Origin of the sequence: Actinoplanes sp. OR16, assembly GCF_004001265.1 — a bacterium.
Taxonomy (GTDB): Bacteria; Actinomycetota; Actinomycetes; order Mycobacteriales; family Micromonosporaceae; genus Actinoplanes.
In genome coordinates, this window is the sequence record NZ_AP019371.1 from 1,489,634 (window position 1) to 1,509,688 (window position 20,055).

Annotated in this window: 15 protein-coding genes; 7 read left to right on the top strand and 8 right to left on the bottom strand. The window is 72.2% G+C overall.

Annotated features, from left to right (window positions below; translation table 11 throughout):
* Positions 1-125 precede the first annotated feature (125 nt).
* On the top strand, positions 126-539 hold the full coding sequence (locus EP757_RS06800) for a pilus assembly protein CpaE (protein WP_127543341.1): 414 nt from the start codon (positions 126-128) through the stop codon (positions 537-539).
* Here EP757_RS06800 and EP757_RS06805 read toward each other — a convergent pair.
* Genes EP757_RS06805 through EP757_RS06825 form a run of 5 tightly spaced genes read right to left on the bottom strand, consistent with a single transcriptional unit; the run spans position 531 to position 11,794 of the window.
* Complete coding sequence (locus tag EP757_RS06805) at positions 531-4,001, bottom strand: ATP-dependent DNA helicase (protein ID WP_127543342.1); 3,471 nt, start codon at positions 3,999-4,001, stop codon at positions 531-533. The genes EP757_RS06800 and EP757_RS06805 overlap by 9 nt on opposite strands.
* Positions 3,998-7,843, bottom strand: coding sequence for an ATP-dependent DNA helicase (locus EP757_RS06810; RefSeq protein WP_127543343.1), 3,846 nt, complete (start codon positions 7,841-7,843; stop codon positions 3,998-4,000). The genes EP757_RS06805 and EP757_RS06810 overlap by 4 nt, the downstream gene beginning before the upstream one ends.
* A gap of 5 nt (positions 7,844-7,848) precedes the next feature.
* A complete protein-coding gene (locus EP757_RS06815) occupies positions 7,849-10,422 on the bottom strand; it encodes a hypothetical protein (protein ID WP_127543344.1) in 2,574 nt (857 codons plus the stop codon).
* A 54-nt stretch (positions 10,423-10,476) separates the two neighbouring features.
* Positions 10,477-11,025 carry a TIGR00730 family Rossman fold protein gene (locus EP757_RS06820; protein WP_127543345.1) on the bottom strand — a complete coding sequence of 183 codons (549 nt, stop codon included), beginning with the start codon at positions 11,023-11,025 and terminating at the stop codon, positions 10,477-10,479.
* 1 nt (position 11,026) lies between these two features.
* Positions 11,027-11,794: a TIGR00730 family Rossman fold protein gene (locus tag EP757_RS06825; RefSeq protein WP_127543346.1), complete on the bottom strand. Its 768-nt coding sequence runs from the start codon at positions 11,792-11,794 to the stop codon at positions 11,027-11,029.
* Positions 11,795-11,952: 158 nt separating this feature from the next.
* Here EP757_RS06825 and EP757_RS06830 point away from each other — a divergent pair, with 158 nt between their 5' ends.
* Positions 11,953-12,141, top strand: a complete 189-nt coding sequence (locus EP757_RS06830; RefSeq protein WP_232050398.1) for a hypothetical protein — start codon at positions 11,953-11,955, stop codon at positions 12,139-12,141.
* On the opposite strand, the gene dapE is transcribed toward EP757_RS06830, so the two are convergent.
* Positions 12,138-13,220 (bottom strand): succinyl-diaminopimelate desuccinylase, encoded by a 1,083-nt coding sequence (dapE, locus tag EP757_RS06835; protein ID WP_127543348.1) that lies wholly within the window; start codon positions 13,218-13,220, stop codon positions 12,138-12,140. The two genes, EP757_RS06830 and dapE, sit on opposite strands and share 4 nt — an antisense overlap.
* 66 nt (positions 13,221-13,286) lie before the next feature.
* On the opposite strand from dapE, the gene dapD reads away from it, so the two are divergent.
* Positions 13,287-14,234, top strand: coding sequence for a 2,3,4,5-tetrahydropyridine-2,6-dicarboxylate N-succinyltransferase (gene dapD, locus EP757_RS06840; protein WP_127543349.1), 948 nt, complete (start codon positions 13,287-13,289; stop codon positions 14,232-14,234).
* Here the strand turns inward: dapD and EP757_RS06845 are convergent.
* Positions 14,231-15,046, bottom strand: coding sequence for a LysR family transcriptional regulator ArgP (locus EP757_RS06845; protein WP_127543350.1), 816 nt, complete (start codon positions 15,044-15,046; stop codon positions 14,231-14,233). The genes dapD and EP757_RS06845 overlap by 4 nt on opposite strands.
* Before the next feature lie 72 nt (positions 15,047-15,118).
* Here EP757_RS06845 and EP757_RS06850 point away from each other — a divergent pair, with 72 nt between their 5' ends.
* From EP757_RS06850 to EP757_RS06865, 4 genes are all read left to right on the top strand, one after another.
* Positions 15,119-15,718 (top strand): LysE/ArgO family amino acid transporter, encoded by a 600-nt coding sequence (locus tag EP757_RS06850; RefSeq protein WP_127543351.1) that lies wholly within the window; start codon positions 15,119-15,121, stop codon positions 15,716-15,718.
* 34 nt (positions 15,719-15,752) lie between these two features.
* The gene (locus tag EP757_RS06855) at positions 15,753-16,808 is read left to right on the top strand and encodes a MerR family transcriptional regulator (RefSeq protein ID WP_127543352.1); all 1,056 of its coding nucleotides are present in this window, start codon (positions 15,753-15,755) and stop codon (positions 16,806-16,808) included.
* A gap of 103 nt (positions 16,809-16,911) precedes the next feature.
* On the top strand, positions 16,912-17,661 hold the full coding sequence (locus EP757_RS06860) for a class I SAM-dependent methyltransferase (protein ID WP_127543353.1): 750 nt from the start codon (positions 16,912-16,914) through the stop codon (positions 17,659-17,661).
* A gap of 429 nt (positions 17,662-18,090) precedes the next feature.
* A complete protein-coding gene (locus tag EP757_RS06865; protein WP_127543354.1) occupies positions 18,091-18,762 on the top strand; it encodes a hypothetical protein in 672 nt (223 codons plus the stop codon).
* A 12-nt stretch (positions 18,763-18,774) separates the two neighbouring features.
* Here the strand turns inward: EP757_RS06865 and EP757_RS06870 are convergent, their stop codons facing one another.
* A complete protein-coding gene (locus tag EP757_RS06870) occupies positions 18,775-20,022 on the bottom strand; it encodes a DUF4407 domain-containing protein (protein WP_127543355.1) in 1,248 nt (415 codons plus the stop codon).
* Positions 20,023-20,055 lie beyond the last annotated feature (33 nt).

Here is a 20,055-nt window from a genome sequence, read left to right on the forward strand (position 1 = left end):
CGTACCGGAGAAACCCGGGTTACGACAAAGAGCGCCTGGGGCAGACTTCCCCACAGGCGCTCCTGAGTACTTGGGAACCAAACTGACAACGCAAGCGAGCGTAGCACGACGAAGGGGGCCGCAACGTGCTCGGCGTGGAAGCGGCGCGGCAGCTCAAAGCCGCCGGATTGACCTGGAAACCCGCGCTCGGAGACCGGTTCGCGGTGCCCGATCGGGACCTCGACGACGAGTTGTTCGTGCTCAGCAACATGACGATCCAGGTGCACGACCGGCCGGAGGGGCGGATCATCGGATTCAACGGCACCACGGAGTGGGCGCTCGACGACGTCGAGCTCGACGAGGCGCTGTGGCTGCCCCGCGAAGATCAGCTACGGGAGCTCCTCGGGGGCACGTTCCGGCAGCTGCGCCGCGAAGGGGGCGATCACGTCGTACGAACAGAGCTTCTCGGCGTGGAGCAGGAATTCGCCGCGTCCAGCCCCGAGGAGGCGTACGCCGAAGCCCTCCTCCACCTCCTCGCCGCCGTTCACCCCTCAGAGTGACTCCTCCGGGATCTCCCGGATCAGCGCTGCCAGCTCGGCGCCGTCCATCAGGTCGGCCGGCCGGACCGTGACCTGCTCCCTGACATAGTGGAAACCGGCCCGGACCCGGCCGACCGGCACACCCGCGAGGGTCGCCCAGGCCAGCCGGTACGCCGACAGCTGCACCGCCGCCGCCTCCGCCTCGGCGCCCGACGGCCGCCGCCCGGTCTTCCAGTCGATCACGTCGAAGCGGCCGTCCGGGTCGGCGAAGACCGCGTCCATCCGGCCGCGCACCACCACCCCGGCCACCGTCGTCGCGAACGGCACCTCGACCTCGATCGGCGTCCGGTCCGCCCACTCGCCGGTCAGGAACGCGTCCTGCAGGGCGGCGAGTTCGTCGTCCCCGGCCGCGCCGTCGTCCGCAGCTCCCGGCAGCTCGTCGATGTCGATCAGCCGGGCCGTGCCGAACCGCTGCTCCAGCCAGGCGTGGAACGCGGTGCCACGGCGGGCCTGCGGCGCCGGCCGGTGCGGCAGCGGGCGGCGCAGCGACCTCGCCAGCGACTGCGGGTCACGCCGCAGGACCACGAGCTGCGACACCGAGAGGTGCGGTGGCAGGGCCACGGCGATCGGGCCGTCCTGCTTCGTGCGCTCCCGACGCTCGGCGAGCAGCAGTCTCGCCTCGCGACGCCAGCGGGCGATGTCCGGATCCGCCTCGCCGTCGGTTGCGACCTCGGCTTCGGCGCCGGGCTCGGCTCCGATTGCGGCCTTGGATTCGGCTCCGATCGCGGGCTCGGCTTGGGCTGCGGGCTCGGCCTCGGCTGCGGGCTCGGCCTCGGCTGCGGGCTCGGCTTCGGTTCTGGGCAGGCCCACCGCGTCGGCTGCCAGGCCCGCTTTCGCCGCCACCTCGGGATCGCTTTCGGCCAGGGCCGCGAACTCCTCGGCGACCGCCGCCTCCGGGTCCGCGATCATCCGGCGGATCAGATCGGCGGCCGCGGCCATGGCGGGACGGCGCAGGCCCAGTGGATCGGCCGGCCACTCGGCGTTCGTCACCGCCTGCTCGCTCGGGTTGGACTCGCCCGGCGCCGGTTCCGGCGTCCACCGGTCCACCACGCCGGCTCCCGTCGTACAGACATCTCTGATCTCGTCGAGGAAGACCGAGGGCCCTCGCGCGCGCTTCACGCCCTCACCCCACCAATAACCCGAGCAGAGCAGCAGCCGACGCGGGCGGGTGACCGCCACGTACGCCAGGCGGCGCTCCTCCTTCTCGTCGTGCTCCCGCCACCGCCGCCCGAAAGTGGTCAGCGCGCCGGCCACGTCCTTCTGCTCGACCGCGTCGCTCAGGTCCAGGACGGGCAGGCCGGAGCCGTCACCGCGCAGCGGGAACGGCAGCACCCCGATGCCACCCAGGTAGTGATCGGAGGCCCGGACCTGGCCCGGCCAGACCCCCTTGCTGAGGCCGGCCACCGCGACGACGTCCCACTCCAGACCCTTCGCCGCGTGCGCCGTGAGGATCTGCACCGCACCCTCGACCACGTCCACCTGGCCCGGCTCCAGGCCGCGCTCCTCCTCCTCGGCGGCGGCCAGGAAGGCCAGGAAGCCGGCGAGCGTGCCGCTCTCGTTCTCGCTGCTGTACCGCGTCGCGGCAGCGCCGAGCGCGTCCAGGTGGGCTCGGGCCAGCCCGGCGTCGCCCGCCGCCCAGCCGCGGACCGCCACCTCCACGTCCAGGCCGGTGGTCCGCTCGATGTCGGCGAGCAGGTCCGGTAGCGGCTGATCGAGGCGTTGCCGCAGAGCGCCGAGCTCCTGCCCGAACTCCCGCAACCGGGCGTAGCCCTCCGCCGAGTACTGCGCCGGGATGCCCAGGTCGGCCATCGCCTCGACCAGTGTCGCGTCGTCGAGGCGGTCCGAGGCGATCTCGTCGTCGTCCTCGTGATCCTGGACCCGGGACGCCGCGATCGCCCGGGACCGCCGGTGCAGCGCCACCAGGTCACGGGGACCGATCCGCCAGCGTGCGCCGGTGAGCAGTCTCAGCAGCGAGGCGCCATCGGTCGGGTCGGCCAGCACGCGAAGAGTGCAGACGACGTCCCGTACCTCCGGGGTATCGAGCAGACCGCCCAGACCGACCACCTCGACCGGGAGCCCGCGGGACCGCAACGCCTCCTCGATCACCGCGATCTGGCTGCGCACCCGGACCAGGACCGCGCTGGTGGGACGGCGTTCCAGCGGGATCTCGGCGGCCGGGGCAGCCGGCATCCCGGCGGCCAGCCGCCACGCCGTCAGCATCGAGTCGGCCAGCCAGTCCGCCTCGTCCGCGTACGTCGGCAGCAGCGCACAGGCGACGGTCCGCCCGCCGACCGCCTCGGCCACCCGCTCCGCCGAGGTCAACTCGGTCACCGCCGCGCCGGCCCGCAGCGGCTTGGAGATCACGTTCGCCACCGCGAGGATCTCCGGGCGGTTCCGCCAGCTCTTGGAGAGGCTCTTCACCCAGGCTTTCTGACCGGTCTTCTCCGGGAACTCGTCGGGAAACCGCTCCAGGGTTCCGGCCGAGGCGCCCCGCCAGCCGTAGATCGACTGGGAGGGGTCGCCGACCGCTGTCACCGGATGGCCGCCGCCGAAGAGGTTGTTGAGCATGGTGACCTGGGCGTGGCTGGTGTCCTGGTATTCGTCGAGCAGCACGATCCGGAACCGGCCGCGCTCGATCGCACCCACCTCCGGATGGTCCCGGGCCACCAGCGCGGCACGGGCCATCTGGTCGCCGAAGTCCATCGCCTCCAGGTCGAGTTTGCGCTGCTCGTAGGCCCGGACCAGGGGCAGCAGCGTGAGCCTCTGCTGCTGGCGGCGCAGCACGTCGGCGACATCTTTGTATATCCGGCCCGGGAACTCGGTGATCTCCGCGTAGAACCGGCCGGTCCAGGCGGCCAGGTCGTCGACGGTGACCAGGTGCTCGGCGATCTCCCCGGAGAGCGCCAGCACGTCGTCGGTGACGGTGCCGGGCGCCCGGTTCAGGCCGGTCATCTCCCCGGTGTACGCCCGGACCAGCGAGTCGACGATCTGCCAGCGGGCGGCCTCGGTGAGCAGCCGGGCGGACGGCTCGTAACCGGACCGGAGGCCGTGCTCGGTGACGACCCGGGCCGCGTACGAGTGGTAGGTCGAGATGGTGGCCTCGCCGGCGAACGCGTCGTCCCGGCCGAACCGGCGGATCAGCTGACCCACCCGGGTCCGCACCCGGTGCGCCAGCTCGCCGGCCGCCTTCCGGGTGAAGGTCAGGCCGAGGATCTCGCCGGGGTGCGCGTAACCGTTCGCCACCAGCCAGACCACCCGCGACGCCATCGTCTCGGTCTTGCCGGATCCGGCGCCGGCGACCACCAGCAGCGGCGCCACCGGGGCCGCGATGATCGCTTCCTGCTCGGCGGTCGGGGGCGGCAGGCGGAGCAGTCTCGCCAGCTCACGAGGGGTGTACCGGGGGCCGGAGTCGGCTTTTCTCATCGCGGTTCGACGACCTGCCGTCCCTTGCCGGAGATCGGGCAGCTCGTCCGCACCGGGCACACGCGGCAGCGGCTGTTCGCCACCGCCGAGAACGTCGCGGCGGCCATGGTGTCGGCGGTGCGGCGCACCATCGCGTACGCCCACTGCGGATCGACGGCGTCGGCCAGCGGCACCTGCATCTGCTCCCGGGCCTCCTTGCCCGGCCCGAGCTGCACCAGGGCCGCGCCGCCGCTGTCACTCCCGAAGTCGGCGAACGCGCCCGCGTCGACCGCTGCCTGGTAGCCGCCGAGCTGCGGGTTCTCCGCCACATCAGCGGCCGAGACCGCCGTCGTCTTGCCGGTCTTCAAGTCGATCACCACGAGCCGGCCCTCGTCGTCGATCTCCAGCCGGTCGACCCGCCCGGTCAACTGGATCGGCCGTGTCTCGTCCTCCAGCCGCACGGTGAACTCGTGCTCGATCGCCAGCAGCCGCCGCGGGTTCGCCGCCAGCCAGCGCAGCAGCTTATCGACCATGCCCTGGGCCCGCTCGTGCTCCGGGCCGGCCAGCCAGCGCGCCGCCAGCTCGATCGAGTCGAAGCGGGCCGACACGTACTCCACCAGCTTCTCCCGGTCGGCGTTCGCGTCCTCGGCCAGCATCGCCGCGGCGTGCACCAGGTTGCCGATGCCCTGCGCGGGACCGGCCGGCGCCGCGCCACCGTGCCGTTCGAGCAGCCAGCGCAGGCTGCAGCGGAGCGCGCTCTCCATCGACGACGGCGTCACCTTCACCAGATCACCGTCGTCGACCAGCGGCCGGTCGTCGGAGAGTGGCCGCAACCCCCACCACTCGTCCGGATGAGCACCGGCCACACCCGCCGCGGCAAGCTTGGCGAGCTCCTCGGCCGCCGCGCGCCGCCGGCCGGGCGTCTCCCCATCCGACACCACGACGGTACGCAGCTCCGCCACGAGCGAAGCCAGCGTCAGCGCCCGCGGAGCCCGCCCCACAGGAAGCGCCGCATCCCCAGTCTCGCCACGACCCGAGGCACTCACATCCGCCTCGTCGTCCGGCTCGGTGTGCTCGTCGACGCGCTCGCCATCGCCGTCGGTTTCCGGCTCGTCCGAGGTCGATACGCCATCTTCCCCTGGTCGGAAATATCCGTATTTATCGTCTTCCAGAGCGTCCTGAGCGTCCTGAGCGTCCAGGGCGTCGAGGTCCACGTCGGTGGGCGGACCGTCGTCCTCAGGATCGGGTTCAAGCAGGTCCTCCGCCTGCGAGCCGCCAGAAGAAGGACCACCGGGAACAGGACCACCGGGAACACGGCCACCGGAAACAGGGCCCGGACCACCCGAGCCGCCGGGACCGCCCGAGCCGGGGCCGCCCGAGCCGGGGCCGCCCGAGCCGGGGCCGCCCGAGCCGGGGCCGCCGGATGCCGGGCCGCCAGGTGCCGGGCCGCTGGACTCCGGGCCGGACGGGCCTGCTGCCAGCTCGGCCAGGAAGCGGCTCGGTTGTTCCTCTCCTCCCGCGCCGCCGGTGCTCGCGGAGGCCACAGCGGTGACGACGAGGCGGCGGCGGGCTCGGGTGATCGCCACGTAGAACAGCCGGCGCTCCTCGTCGAGCAGGGCCGAGGTCTCGCCGGCGACCGCTGCCGCGCCGGTGGCGGGGCGGCCGGCGAGCACGTCGACGAGGCGTTCCGAACCGAGGAGGCTGCCGCGGAGACGCAGGTCGGGCCAGATGCCTTCCTGTACGCCGGCCAGCACCACCACGTCCCACTCCAAGCCTTTCGCCGCGTGGGCGGTGAGCAGCCGGACCGCGTCGCCCCGGTCGGCGCTCGGTGCGATCGAGTCGGCGGGCAGGTCCTGGCCGAGGACGTGTTCGAGGAACACCTCGGTCCGGGCGCCGGGCAACCTGTCGACGAACCGGGCCGCCGCGTCGAAGAGCACCACCATGGCGTCGAGGTCACGGTCGGCGGCCTCGGCACGCCACAGCCGGGCGCGACCGGCCTCCCGGTGGTCGGGGGCCGGGGTGGAGCCGGTGCTCATCGCGTACCACCGGTCGGCCAGGCCACTCGCCCGCCACACCGCCCAGAGCACGTCCTCGGCACTGGCGCCCGGCTCGGCCGCTGCCTTGCGGACGACGTCGATCAGGTGGGCGACGGCCTTCGCCGGCCGTGCCCAGCGGCGCTCCACCATGTCCAGCCCGGCCGGGTCACGGACCGCGTCGACCAGCAGCTCACCGGACGGCCGCCGGTCACCCGCGGCCAGCGCGAGCGCCCGCAGTCCCTGCCGCAGCCGGCGCTCGGCGAGCGGGTCGGCGCCACCGAGAGGTGAGTGCAGCAGGGCGACCGCCGCTTCCTCGTCGAGCGCCTTCACATCGAGCGCACACCGCAGGAGCAGCAGGAACGGCGCGACCGCCGGCTGCAGGTGCAGCGGCAGATCCTCGGCGAGCGTCACGGTCGGCACCCCGGCCGCAGTGAGGGCCCGCTGCACCGACGGCTGCTGCAACGAGGTCGACCGCATCACCACGGCCATCCGCGACCAGGGAACACCGTGCAGTAGATGAGCCTCCCGCAACGCATGAGCGATATAAGCCGTCTCGGCAGCAGGTGACCGGAATGTCCGCACGACGGCCTCAGGAACGAGAACCCCGTCCTCGCCAGCGGCACCCTCGGACGAAGAAGCGCCGCCCGAGGAAGCAGCCGCCGGGGAGGAAGGGGCGCCGCCCGAGGAAGCAGCAGCCGGGGAGGAAGGGGCGCCGGCCGACGCCGGAGCTGGTGGGAACATCTGGCGGTGGCTGATCGGGCCTCGCATGCGCCGCGAGACGCGGCTCGTGGCGGTCAGCAGTGGCGGCTCGACGCGGTGGTTCGTGTGCAGCGTCAGGGTGGGGGACGGTGCGCCCGCGATCGTGCGGAAGGTGGACGGGAACGCGGCGACCAGGGACGGGTCGGCGCCGCGGAAACCGTAGACCGATGAATCCGGGTCGGCGAACGCGACGAGTGGCTTGCCGCCGCCGGCGACGAGCTCGAGCAGCTCGATCTGGGCGGGGTCGGCCTCGGCCAGCTCGTCGACGTAGACGTGGGTCAGCCGGCGGCGCTCGGCAGCGAGCAACTCGGGCTCGTCGGCGAGGAGGCCGGAGGCGGCACGGACCAATTCCGCAGGATCGTACGCCGTAGAGCCCCTGGTGGTGACGTCCCGCAGGGCGAGAACCGCGACGTACTCCCGGAGGAAACGGGCGGCGGCCGGCCAGTCGTCCCGGCCGAGCTGCTCGCCGAGCCGGGCCAGCTGCACCGGGCCGATGCCGCGCTCGGCCGCACGCTGCATGAGGTCGCGCAGCTGCTGGGCGAAGGCGCGGGTTGGCAGGGCCGGCCGCAGCGACTCCGGCCAGCCGATCGCGTCGGGAGTGTCGGGATCGCCGACGACCGCCAGCAGCTCCCGGATGATCAAGTCTTGCTCGGGGCCGGTCAGGAGCCGTGGCGACGGCTCCCCTCGATCGGCGGCGGCCCGGCGGAGCAGGCCGAACGCGTACGCATGGAAGGTCCTGACCAGCGGCTCGTGCACGATCCGCCCGGCGTCGTCGGCGACCCGCGCCTCGATCCGGTCACGCAGCGCCGCCGCGCCCCGGCGGCCGAACGTCAGCACCAGGATGCGCTCCGGGTCGACGCCCTCGGCGATGCGGGCCGCGACCGACTCGACCAGCATCGTGGTCTTGCCCGTGCCGGGACCGCCGATCACCAGCAGCGGCCCGGCGGCATGCGCCGTCACCCGGCTCTGCGTCTCGTCGGGCCGCAGCTCGGGCGCGGCGGGGCGGGGACGCCGGACCAGGCGATAGGCCGGCCGGCGCACCGGGGTCTGGGGGGCCGGCGTGCTCACGGCATCTATGAGAGCACGCCGGTACGACGTTCTTCTTCAGCGAGGTACGCCTGGATGCGCTGGAGCTGCCGGACCGCCACCGGGGGATCGAACGCGAGGAGGCTGTGGACGCGGGCCAGATCGGTGACGAGCTCCGGCTCCCGGTCGCCGTCCCAGCCGTCGAGGAGCCCGGTCCGCTCGGTGAACAGGTCGAGAACGGTGGCGTAGTAGAGCAGCGCCGCGCCGATCGCCGTGGCCGGCCACTCACCGGTCAGCTGCTCACCCGCCGCGGCGCGCAGGTCGGCCCCGGTCGCGCCCGGCCAGTCCGGGTCGGCCAGCAGCTCGGCCAGCCCGGGCACGCTCTGCTGCTGGAAGCCCCGTTTCACGGCCTGCACCTCGACGCCGACCAGGCGCAGCGCGAGATGGCCGACCGGGCTGGGGCCGGGCGACGACCGGTGCACGTCGATCATGTTCCGGGCGGTACGGAGAACGTCCCGCGGCATCCCGCCGGCCAGGCAGTGACAGAGCACCCACACCTGGTCGGGCACGCCGGCGATCCGATGCCGGAGCAAGTCGACCGATTCGCGCAGGGTCAGCGGCCGCAGCCGGATCACGTGGTCGAACGCGCTGTCGAAGACCGTGCGCATCCGCACCACCCGCCGCTCGAAGTTGGCGAGCGCCTCCTCGGAGACCGAGACCAGGTAGACGCAGTGCGGCACCCCGAAGACCGCCTTGATCTCGTTGACGAAGAGCTCGGCGGCGGCCGGGTCGGCGATCCGGTCGGCCTCGTCGACGGCGATCAGCAGCTTGCCCCGGCCGCCGGTCTCGCCCCGCCACCATGCGGCCACCTCCGCCGCGAACTGCCGGTACGCCTGCACCACCTCGGGCAGCGTGTGCGGCTGCTCGGCCCACTGCCGGCCGCGCCGCCAGCCGAGCTGCATCGCCGACCGGGCCAGGCCGGCGCTGCGCTCGGTGGAGACGGTCTGCAGGTAGCGCGTCTGCCGCAGCCGGCGGGCGGCCTCCGCGGCGAGCGCCACCTCCCGGGACGGCCGCGGTCCCTGCACCCAGCCGGCGACGATGAGCAGGGCCGCCGCGACCAGCAGCCAGGTCGTGATCAGCTCGACCGGCGGGGAGAACAGCTCCCGGGTGCCGCGGAAGACCAGCGCGACCAGCAGGAGCAGCGCCGCGGCGACCCTCAGGAGCACCGCGGTGATCCGCCGCGACCGGACCAGCAGGCGGCGCAGACGGCTCGGCTGTTCCCGGGCGCCGAGCCGGCCGAGGACCGCCGTGCACAGCTCGGCGTAGAGGTGCAGCAGGAAGTCCTTCGCCTCGTACCGGACCGGGGCGGCGACCAGCAGGCCGAGCGTGGTCTCGTTCTCCGGGCCGGTCAGCGACGTGAGCAGGGTGGTCTTGCCGACGCCCTGGGAGCCGCTGATCGCTATCGCGCCGGCGCCGAGATCGAAGGCGAGCGCGCTGAGCCGGCCCTCCTCGGCCCGGGTGATCACCTGCTCGGCGGTGAGGCCGGCCAGCCCGGGAGCGGTCCGGATCTGCAGGGCCGGCGGGTTCTGCGCGTTGGCGACCCGGCGGTACTCGTCGAGCAGCCGCCACCGGATCGCGCCGGTGAGGTCGGCCCGCCACGCGTGGTAGGCGCCGATGCCGGCCGCGACGGCCCGGATCGCCCCGGCCACGGCTGCCACCGCGACGATCCCGAGGCAGACGAGCGAGACGATCAGGTCGAACCGGGGAAGGCCGCTGGCCCGTACCGCCGCGGACCAGTGGACGGTTTCGCGCAGCGGGGCGGGCGATCCCTCGTACAGGGAGAGAAGCCCTGACCAGAACACCTGAACCAGACGTGGCACCGCGAAGATCAGCACCGGCGCGGCGGCGACGGCGAGCAGCGGCAGCCAGGCGAGCCGGACCCGCGCGGCGTCCCGGCTGCGCTCGGTGGCGTCGAAGAGCGCGGCCTGATCACGCAGGCCACGGCTCACGACGGTTCCCCAGCTCACGTCGAACGCGGCGGCCAGTCCGAGGAACTCCGGCGTCGATCCGAGCGGGACGGCCAGCTTCTCGCAGCGGGTACGGTGCCAGCCCAGCACCAGGTCACTGATGATCTCGCTGATCAGGTCGAGCAGTTCCTCGGCGCTGCTGTCCTGCCAGATCGGGCGGCCGAGGTACCAGTGGTGCCGGGCGAAGGCGATCCGCCACCGCCCCAGTATCAGGACCGGCCCCCCGGACGGCGTGTCGGCGATCAGGGCACGTCCACGGTGGTGCATCGGCACCAGCACCCGGACCGTGTCACCCACCTGCGGCGGCCTGGCCTGCGGCGGGAACAGCGCCCACGCCTCCAGCCGCGGCTCGGCCGTGAGGATACGGACCCGGGTGAAGAACATGTCGAAGTCGTCGACCAGGTCGATCCGGCCGGACCGCTCGATCCAGAGCAGGCGCTGGAGACCCGCCCCGCCGAAGACCAGCAGGACCAGCCCGCCGCTACGCCGGCCGCCGCGAGGAAACCGCCGGCGAGCAGCAGGAAAGCAGTCGCGCCGAGCAGCCCGGCGAGCAGCAGGAGGAGAAACCGCCGGGAGCCCACATCGGAATCTCACCGCCCACAGCACGCCGGGGCAAGAGGACCACCCGAAGCGCGCCCGGGCACGAGGTCAGGCCTTCAGCGACTCCTCGATCAGGTCGACCGCCTCGGGCACGCTACGGGCCCGCAGGATCATCTCCATGGCGGCGGGCCGGACGAACTTGTCGTCCACGAGACCGCCGAGCCAGCTCCACAGGCCGTCGTAGAAGCCGTCCGGGTCGAGCAGGACGATCGGCTTGCGGTGCACGCCCAGGGTCGCCGTCGTCCACACCTCGAACAGCTCGTCCAGCGTGCCGAGGCCGCCGGGCAGGGTGATGAACGCGTCGGACCGCTCGATCATCAGATTCTTCCGCGAGCTCATGTCGCCGGTCACGACCAGCTCGTCCGAGGAGAGGTCGGCGACCTCCAGGTCGACCAGGCACTGCGGGATGATCCCGAGCGTCCGCCCGCCCCCGGCCCGGGCGCCGTCGGCGACCGAGCCCATCATGCCGACGCAGCCGCCGCCGGAGACCAGGACGTGCCCGCGCTCGGCGAGGACCCGGCCGGTCTCCTCGGCCAGGTCGAGCCAGCGCTGCTCGAGGGTGGTGGACGACGCGCAGAAGACGCAGACGGCCGCCACGTCAGGACTTCCCGAGGGCGGCGTCGGCGTCCACGATGATCCGGACGGCTTCGGCGACGTCGTCGGTGACCTGTATCAGTTCGAGATCCATGGCACTGATCTTGCCTTCGTCCAGCATCCGCCGCTTCATCCAGTCGAGCAGGCCGGACCAGTACTCGACGCCCATCAGGATCACCGGGAACCGGGTGACCTTCTTCGTCTGCACCAGCGTGATCGCCTCGAACAGCTCGTCGAGCGTGCCGAAGCCGCCGGGCAGCACCACGAAGGCCTGCGCGTACTTCACGAACATGGTCTTGCGTACGAAGAAGTAGCGGAAGTCGATGCCGACGTCGACCCAGTCGTTGAGACCCTGCTCGAACGGCAGCTCGATGCCGAGGCCTACGGACATGCCGCCGGCCTCGGTGGCGCCGCGGTTCGCCGCTTCCATGACGCCGGGGCCGCCGCCGGTGATCACCGCGTAGCCGGCTTCGGCGAGGGCCGCGCCGAGGTTCTCGGCCAGCTCGCACTCGAAGCTGTCGGCGCTGCTGCGGGCCGAGCCGAAGACACTCACCGCCGGCGGCAGGTCGGCCAGGGTGTCGAACCCCTCGACGAACTCCGAGAGGATGCGCAGCGCCCGCCAGGCGTCCTTGGTCTTCCACTCGCCGCGATGGTGCGAATCGAGCAGTTTCTCGTCGGCGGTGCTCGGCGGGATGGAGTCACGGCGCAGCGTGACGCCGCCCCGATGACGCTCCGGGCCTGGTTGCGGTCGCCCGTTGGTGCTGTCCGTCATGCGTCCAAGGTAGTGCGGACGGTCAGTACCCGGTGAATAACCGGGTGCGTTTCGGTAAGAGGATTGCGACCGGGAGACCTTTTTGCCAGATTGAAGCAACCGAACGTAGTCCTGCGACGTCTGTACTGTTACCAACCTCAATCACATGGCGGGTGCCTGTGACGAATCGTTTTGAGCGCCTCAAGATGCAGCGCCGCATGCAGCGCCGGATCCGCCTGGTGGTGGAGGAACGGCGGATGGCCTTCGCGGCGCGGAACAACGAGCCGACGGTGGACCTCGAAGCCACCATGGAGATACCGCCCCCGGCGCAGCGTGCCGTGGGGCGGGTGAGCATCGAGACCTTCTAGATGTCCGTGGCCGGGGCGAGCCAGCGATACAACGTCGCAGCCCCGTCCCGGATCTTGCCGATCTCGACGTGCTCGTCGGGAGCGTGCGCCAGCGCCGGGTCGCCCGGTCCGTAGTTGAGGGCCGGGATGCCGAGGGCGGCGAAGCGGGCCACGTCGGTCCAGCCCAGCTTCGCGGCCGGCTCGATGCCGATCGCGCCCAGGAAGTCGCGGGCCGGCGCGGCGTCCAGCCCGGGCAGAGCGCCCGGCGCCGAGTCGGTCACCTCCAGCTCATAGCCTTCGAAAACCTCCCGCAGGTGGTCGAGGGCCTGTTCCTCGGACCGGTCCGGAGCGAACCGCAGGTTCACATCGAGCCAGGCCTCGTCCGGGACCACATTTCCGGCGATGCCACCGGAGATCCGGACCGCGCTCAGACCCTCCCGGTAGGTGCAGCCGTCGATCGTCACGGTCCGCGCGTGGTACTTCTCCAGCCGGCGCAGCACCTCGCCCATCGCGTGGATGGCGTTGACGCCGCGCCAGGCCCGGGCCGTGTGCGCCCGGCGGCCACGGGTGTGCACCCGGACCCGCATGGTGCCCTGGCAGCCGGCCTCGACCGCGCCGAACGTCGGCTCCAGCAGGACCGCGAAGTCGGCCTGCAGCCATTTCGGGTGGGCCTCGGCGACCAGGTTCAGCCCGTTGAACTCGGGCTCGATCTCCTCGGCCTCGTAGAAGAGGTAGGTGATGTCGTAGGCCGGGTCGGGCAGGGTGGCCGCCAGATGCAGGGCCAGGGCGACGCCGGACTTCATGTCCGAGGTGCCGCAGCCGTAGATCAGGTCGTCGACGACAGTGGACGGCCAGTTGCCGTTGATCGGAACGGTGTCGAGGTGACCGGCCAGGATCACCCGCTGCTCCCGGCCCAGTCCGGTGCGCGCCATCACCGTGTTGCCCAGCCGCTTGACGGTGAGGTGATCGACCTGGCGGAGGGCGTCCTCGACGCAGTCGGCGATCACCTTCTCGTCGCGGGAGACGGACTCGACGTCGACCAGAGCACGGGTGAGCTCGACCGGGTCTACCAGCACGTCCGGGGTAAGCGGGTTGGCCATGTGCGCACCATACCGGGGCCCCGTGACCCGGCCGCCGCCTCATTACGGTCCGGTAGGGTTCGGGTCGTGGAAACCGCGTTCTCGACTTCGCCCGCCTGGGGCATCGGCCTCGCCACCGTGACCGCCGAGGGGCAGGTGCTCGACACCTGGTTCCCCTCCGGATACCTGGGTCTCGGTGAGGAGCCCGCCGACGTTCCGGCGCTGCCGGCCGGGCTGACCGGTCCGAAGCTGCTGCCCGGACTCTCGACGGTCGAGGTCCGCACTGTGATCAAGTCGCTGACCGACCCGATCACCGACGCTTCCGACGCGTACCTCCGCCTGCACCTGCTGTCGCACCGGCTGGTCCAGCCGAACGCGCTGAACCTGGACGGCATCTTCGGCAAGCTGGCGAACGTGGCCTGGACCTCGGCCGGCCCGTGCCCGCCGGAGCGGGTCGACGAGCTGCGCCTGCTGGAGCGCGCGGCCGGTCGTCACCTGTCCGTCTTCGGCGTCGACAAGTTCCCGAAGATGACCGACTACGTGGTGCCCGCCGGCGTCCGGATCGCCGACGCCGACCGGGTCCGCCTCGGCGCCCACCTGGCCTCCGGCACGACGATCATGCAGGAGGGATTCGTCAACTTCAACGCCGGCACGCTCGGCACCTCGATGGTCGAGGGCCGGATCGTGCAGGGCGTCGTGGTCGGCGACGGCTCGGACATCGGCGGCGGCTCGTCGATCATGGGCACGCTCTCCGGCGGCGGCAAGGAGAAGGTGCGCATCGGCGAGCGCAGCCTGCTCGGCGCGAACGCGGGCGTCGGCATCTCGCTCGGCGACAACTGCGTGGTCGAGGCCGGCGTCTACATCACCGCCGCGTCCAAGATCTCGCTGCCCGACGGCCGTGTGGTGAAGGCCATCGAGCTGTCCGGTGTGAACAATCTCCTGTTCTGGCGCAACTCGGTCTCCGGAGCGCTGGAGGCGAAGCCGCGCAAGGGCACCGGCATCGAGCTCAACAGCGCGCTGCACGCGAACGACTAAGGGCGAAGCAACCTGACGGCCGCTGTGCGAACGGCGGCCGTCAGCGTCTCCAGGATCGCCGACTCGATCTTCCAGCGCTGCCAGTGCAGCGGCACGTCCAGGAACCGTCCCGGGACGACCTCGACGAGCCGGCCGGCCTCCAGGTCCGGGCGGGCGTGCTGCTCGGGCATCATCCCCCAGCCGAGTCCCTGCCGGATCGCCTCCTCGAACGACGCCGCGGCGGGCACGTAGTGGGCCGGCGGCAGGGGACGGTCGCCGAAGAAGCGCTGCTGGAGCTCGTCCTTGCGGTTGTAGACGACGACCGGCGCGGTTCCGAGATCAGCGATGGGGGCGGCGGAGACCGCCAGGTACCGCATCACCCCGAGCTTCTCCACCCGGCAGCCCTGCACCGCCACGTGATCCGCGGTGACCGCGGCCATCGCCTGCCCGGTGCGCAGCAGCTCGGCCGAGTGGTCCTGATCGTCCACGTGCAGCTCGAACCGGACGTCCGGGACGGCGGTCAGGACCGGCAGGAACCAGGTGTTCAGCGAGTCCGCGTTCACCACCACGGAGAGCCGGGCGCCGTCCCGGGCCTGCCCGAGCGCCTCCTGCTCCAGCAAGGCGACCTGCCCGGCGAACCGGACCAGGGCCTGCCCGGCGTTGGTCGCGGCGCACGGCCTGCCCCGGCGGACCAGCACCTGCCCGACCGTCTGCTCGAGCGCCTTGATCCGCTGACTCACCGCGGACGGCGTGATGTGCAGCGCGCGGGCCGCCGCCTCGAAGCTGCCCTGCTCGACGACGGCCTGGAAGGTGGCGAGTTGAACCCGGTCCATGTTAAGCAACGCTAATCCATCGTAAAAATCTTTAGCTGGACCACAACAACAACGAAATCTAGCGTCGGGTCCATGCTCACCTCCGCACTGGCCGGTTTCGCCGCGTCCGCCGTGCTCATCATCGCCATCGGCGCGCAGAACGCGTTCGTGCTGCGCCAGGGCCTGCGCCGCGAGCACGTGCTCCCGGTCGTCCTGCTCTGCGCCTTCTCCGACCTCGCGCTCATCACGGCCGGCATCGCCGGCCTCGGCGCGGTCATCAGCGCGCAGCCCGGCCTGGTCACCGCGATCAGGTGGGTGGGCGCGGCCTTCCTTCTGGGGTACGCCGTCCTCGCGGCCCGCCGCGCTCTCACCCCGCAACGGCTGGAGACGGCCGGTCAGGCGCCGTCCACGCTCCGGGCCACCCTGCTCACCTGCCTGGCGCTGACCTACCTGAACCCGCACGTCTACCTGGACACCGTGCTGCTGCTCGGCTCGATCGCCCAGCAACACCCGCACCGCTGGCTCTTCGGCATCGGCGCGGCAGCGGCCAGCCTGAGCTGGTTCGCCGTGCTCGGGATCGGTGCCCGCAAGCTCGCCCCGCTGCTCGCCCGGCCCGGCGCCTGGCGGGTGCTGGACGGCCTGATCGCGCTGGTGATGGCCGCCCTGGGAATCACCCTCATAGTGCAGGCTTGACTCTCCAGCAGGTCGAGACACCAGGGTCGGGGATGTGAGCGACACACGAGGCATCGGGGACGCGGCGCGGGCGAGCGGACTGAGCGTCAGCGCGCTGCGGTACTACGACGGCGCGGGCGTGCTGGTCCCGGCCGTCGTGGATCCGGCGACCGGCTATCGCCGGTACTCCGCCGAGCAGATCAAGGCGGCCCGGCTGATCGCCGGGCTGAGGCGGGTGGGCATGCCGGTCGCGGAGATCGCGCAGGCGGTGCGAGACCTGGGTGAGGAGCCTTCTTCGGTACGCCGGAAGCTCCACGATCACCAGGCTCGCTTGGAGGCCGGCCTCGCCGATGCGCGTCGTGAGCTCCGTCGCCTGCACGCGCTGCTCGACCTGGAGGAGAACCTGATGACCCGCGTGAGCCTGAACTCCGCAGCCCTGTCCGCCGCCCTCGACGCCGTCCGTTTCGCCGCTGCCGCCGCTGCCGATCCGATCCCGCTCGGCGTGCTCTTCGAGACCGGGGACGAGGTGCTCACGCTCGTCACCACCGACCGGTACCGGCTCGCCGTCGCGTCGGCGCCGGCCCGGGTCGAGGGGCCGCCCGCCCGGCGGTTCCTGCCACTCGACCTCGCGGACCGGGTGCGCGGCCTGCCGGCCGGCACGATCACGCTGGACCTGACCGACGACCGGGCGCGGGCGCAGTCCGGCGACACGGTGGTCGAGGGCGAACCGATCGACATGGACTTCCCCGACTACCGGCGACTGCTGCCGGTGGCGGGCGAGCAGGCCCGTCAGGTGCCGGTCGACCCGGCCGAGCTGCGCGAGCAGCTCTCGGCAGCCGCGGTGACCGTCAGAGAGCATGAGGGTCACCCGTACCCCTGCCTGGTCCTGGGCCTGGACCAAGCGGGAAGCCTGCGCCTGGTCTCCCAGGGTGAGTGGGAGGCGGACGCTGACGCGCACGTCGCGGTGAACCGGGAGTTCCTGCTCGAAGCGATCGACGCCGGTGGACCCGGTCAGCTGGTGCTGGAACTGGACGGGCCGCTGCGTCCGCTCGCGGTGCGGGTTCCGGGGGACGACTCCCGATTCTCCCTGCTGATGCCCGTCCGTCCCTAGCCACGGCGGTTCTGGTAACCGTTGCGACACAGTCCGGCACCGGTACCGCATGGAACGCGTGATCCAGTCGCTGTTCGCGCGGGGGCCCGGCTAATTTTCCGTGGTGCGCAGCAACCGGCAGGAGGACGAACTCAACGCCGCGGCTACCGGCGCCTCCATGACCGGGTGGGAATTCGCCTGGCTGGACGGCCTGGCCGTGGCGTCCGAGCCCTCATGGTCGTACCCCGAACTGGCCCGCCCTCTGATCCGCCGGTCCGCCGCCGTGCTCGACCTGGACACCGGCGGCGGCGAGCTGCTCGCCGAGCTGGCCCCTCTCCCGGCGCACACCGTCGCGGTGGAGAGCTGGTCCCGGAACACCCCGGCCGCGGCCGCCCGCCTCGGCCCGTTCGGTGTCCCGGTGCACGCCGAACTGCCCTCCGGGGAGAACGAGTTCGACCTGGTGCTGAGCCGGCACGGCAGGCTTCCGGCGTTCGACATCGCCCGCCTGCTCAAACCAGGCGGCGTCCTGCTCACCCAGCAGGTCGGCAGCGACGACCTCGCCGACCTCAACGTGGCCCTCGACGCCCCGCCGCCGCACCCGCGCCGGTGGGACGCCGAGGTTGCGGCCGCCTCACTGCGAGCCGCCGGCCTGCGCGTCACCGACGTCCGCGAGGAACATCCGCTCGTGGCCTTCCACGACATCACCGCGGTCGTCCACCAGCTGCGCACCGTTCCGTGGCAGATCCGCGACTTCAGCCCGCAGCGCTACGAACGAGCCCTGGCCCGCCTCGCCGCCACCATCCGGGCCCGCGGAGTCTTCACCGCTCGGGCGCACCGGTTTCTCGTCCAGGCCGAGCGGCCGACAGAGGCATAAGGCGCAAACCCTTTTCAGGGGACGGGTGTCCGCTCTCCGGGAATCATCGCGCCGCGCGACTCTGAGACTCCACGTACTGTCTCGGACCTCTATCCGGGAGTCCCTCGACCAGCGCTGATTTGGTGAGCGGGCCCGCCACGCGCTAAGCGGGCGTCCGGGCAGGAAGGCGTGGTCGCGGGTGGATCGCGGTACGGCGCGCACGCAGCGGCTTAGCACGATGTCATCACTCGGGCGGGTTAAACCGTATGGGCACACCTGTCCGATTTATGCACTGGAAGGGCGTACGGAAAACCGATCACATCGGACATCTCTATCGGGGAACGTTGTATGAGCGCCGAACACGGCATTCCCACTGGCCTTCGAGGAGGAGCGAGCCGCCATGCCCCACCTGGACAGACCACCGGCGTCCGCCGCCGCGAAGGCCGCCCTGTGAACCGGCGTGACGTCCTGACGAACTTCCGGGAGGGCGGCGCGCGGCAGAACCGCGGGCCCGGCATGCCCCGCACCGATCGGCCCGGCGTGAAGCCACCCGCCGCGGACATCGAGCTCGACCCGGCGGATCACGAGGAGCCGACCTGGGAGGTGCACCGGCCGGGTGCGCCCCGGCGCCGGTTCGACAAGCGGGCCCGGGCCATCCTCACCGCGGCGGCGGTCGCCGCGCTGCTCGCGAACGCCGGGGCGGCCTGGGCGTACTGGCGGTTCAACGGTCCGGACGATCAGCAGCCGGCGGCGGTCACCACCGGCACCGCGTTCGAGATGGCGCTGAGCGGCAGCTCCGACCCGGAGCACTCGCTGAGGGCCGGCACCGCCGGGAACCTCACGGTCACCGTGACGAACCAGCATCCGGTGCCGATCCGGATCACCGCGGTCCAGCCGCTGGCCGGCACCGCCGTCGCCGACGACGAGCACCGCGAGGCCGGCTGCGCCGCCACCCGGGTCGAGATCAGCCGGAGGGTGTTCGCGGTCTCCTGGGAGGTTCCGAAGAACACCGTCGGAGCGTTCGTGCTGCCCGATGCCCTGTCGATGCGGGCGGGGGGCCCGGCCTCGTGCCGGGGGGCGACCTTCACCGTTCCCATGCGGGCTCAGGCCGTACGTCCATGATGGCCTTGATCGTCAGACCTTGATCCGCTGCGGGGTGGCCGGGCGTTCGAGCGTGGACGGGTCGACCACGACGGCCGTGTGCAGGACCGCTCGCGCGTGCTCGGTGGCGACCTCGACGAGCCGGTGGTCGTGGCTGGCCGCCTCGATGCCGTCGGCGATCACCTTGGCCGTGGCGTCGCCGTAGGTACGGGCGTCATGGATCTCCCGCTCGTGGATGAGCGACGCCTCGTGCTCGCGCAGCCGGGCGGCCCGCGCCTCGGACCGCTCGTAGGCGTTGCCCCGGGAGACGAACTTCAGCGCGATCGCCGCGCAGTCGAGGGCCACCAGCAGCAGCGCGATGCCGAGGTAGAAGACGCCGACACCGGCGAAGTCCGCGGTGATCAGGTACCACATCGCGGCGGTGCGGGCGCCGAAACCGGAGTCGGCGCGGACGAGCGCGGTGTTGGTGGCCTGCTCCGCGGTGATCCGCTCGCCGACCCGGGTCTGCTCGGCCGCCCGTTCGGCACGCGCGGCTCGCTGATCCCGCTGCAGGGTGGCGGCCTGCCGGTCCAGCGCGGACGCCTGCGCGTCCAGGGTGCGCGACTGTTTCACCAGGTTGTCGCAGTAGCCGCCGCGCGGGCATCCCGGGCTGCGGGTCACGCCCCGGCCGGCCGAGTCGGCGAGCGCCTGCCGGTAGAGCAGCCGGGCGTCGTCGCGCTTGCGTTCGGCCCGGTCGGTCAGCTTGCGCACCTCGGCGTCCTCGCGCGCGGTCTCCCGGCGCAGCTCGGCGAGGCGGGCCGTGAACCCGGCGACCGGGCCCGAGGCGTCCAGCGCGGCGAGCTGCCCGGCGTGGACCTCGGCGAGCCGGGCGTCGATCTCACCGCGGTACCGGGCCAGCATCAGCGGCTCGGTCACCACCACGGCGAAGAGCAGCGCCAGTCCGATCCGGCCCAGGTAGAGGCCGAACGTCGGCGGTTTCAGCAGGTGCTGCGGGTCGGCCGAGTCGAGCCGCTCGTAGTTCACCGCCACCCGGCCGACCACGGTCCGGTCGTAGGCGACCACGCCGATCGCCACGAGCGGTCCGGCCAGCCACTGGTACCACGGATGGGTGTAACCGGAGCTGGCGTCGATGAACGCGGCGCCGCCGATCGTGGCGTAGACGAAGTAGAGAAGGATGAAGACGCCGATCGAGCGGTACAGGACGCGGTCCGAGTGTGTGGTCACACTGACCGGGTTCACGTTCGCCACCCGCAGCAACAGGTGCCCGAGGCCCTTGCGCATGGTGCCGAGTCTTGCCGAAACGCCGTCCGGCCG

What these genes read in the sequence shown, in the direction of transcription:
- EP757_RS06805 (WP_127543342.1), bottom strand. Translation starts at nt 4,001, where the DNA reads ATGAGAAAAGCCGACTCCGGCCCCCGGTACACCCCTCGTGAGCTGGCG.
- EP757_RS06825 (WP_127543346.1), bottom strand. Translation starts at nt 11,794, where the DNA reads ATGACGGACAGCACCAACGGGCGACCGCAACCAGGCCCGGAGCGTCAT.
- dapE (WP_127543348.1), bottom strand. Translation starts at nt 13,220, where the DNA reads ATGGCCAACCCGCTTACCCCGGACGTGCTGGTAGACCCGGTCGAGCTC.
- EP757_RS06845 (WP_127543350.1), bottom strand. Translation starts at nt 15,046, where the DNA reads ATGGACCGGGTTCAACTCGCCACCTTCCAGGCCGTCGTCGAGCAGGGC.
- EP757_RS06850 (WP_127543351.1), top strand. Translation starts at nt 15,119, where the DNA reads ATGCTCACCTCCGCACTGGCCGGTTTCGCCGCGTCCGCCGTGCTCATC.
- EP757_RS06870 (WP_127543355.1), bottom strand. Translation starts at nt 20,022, where the DNA reads ATGCGCAAGGGCCTCGGGCACCTGTTGCTGCGGGTGGCGAACGTGAAC.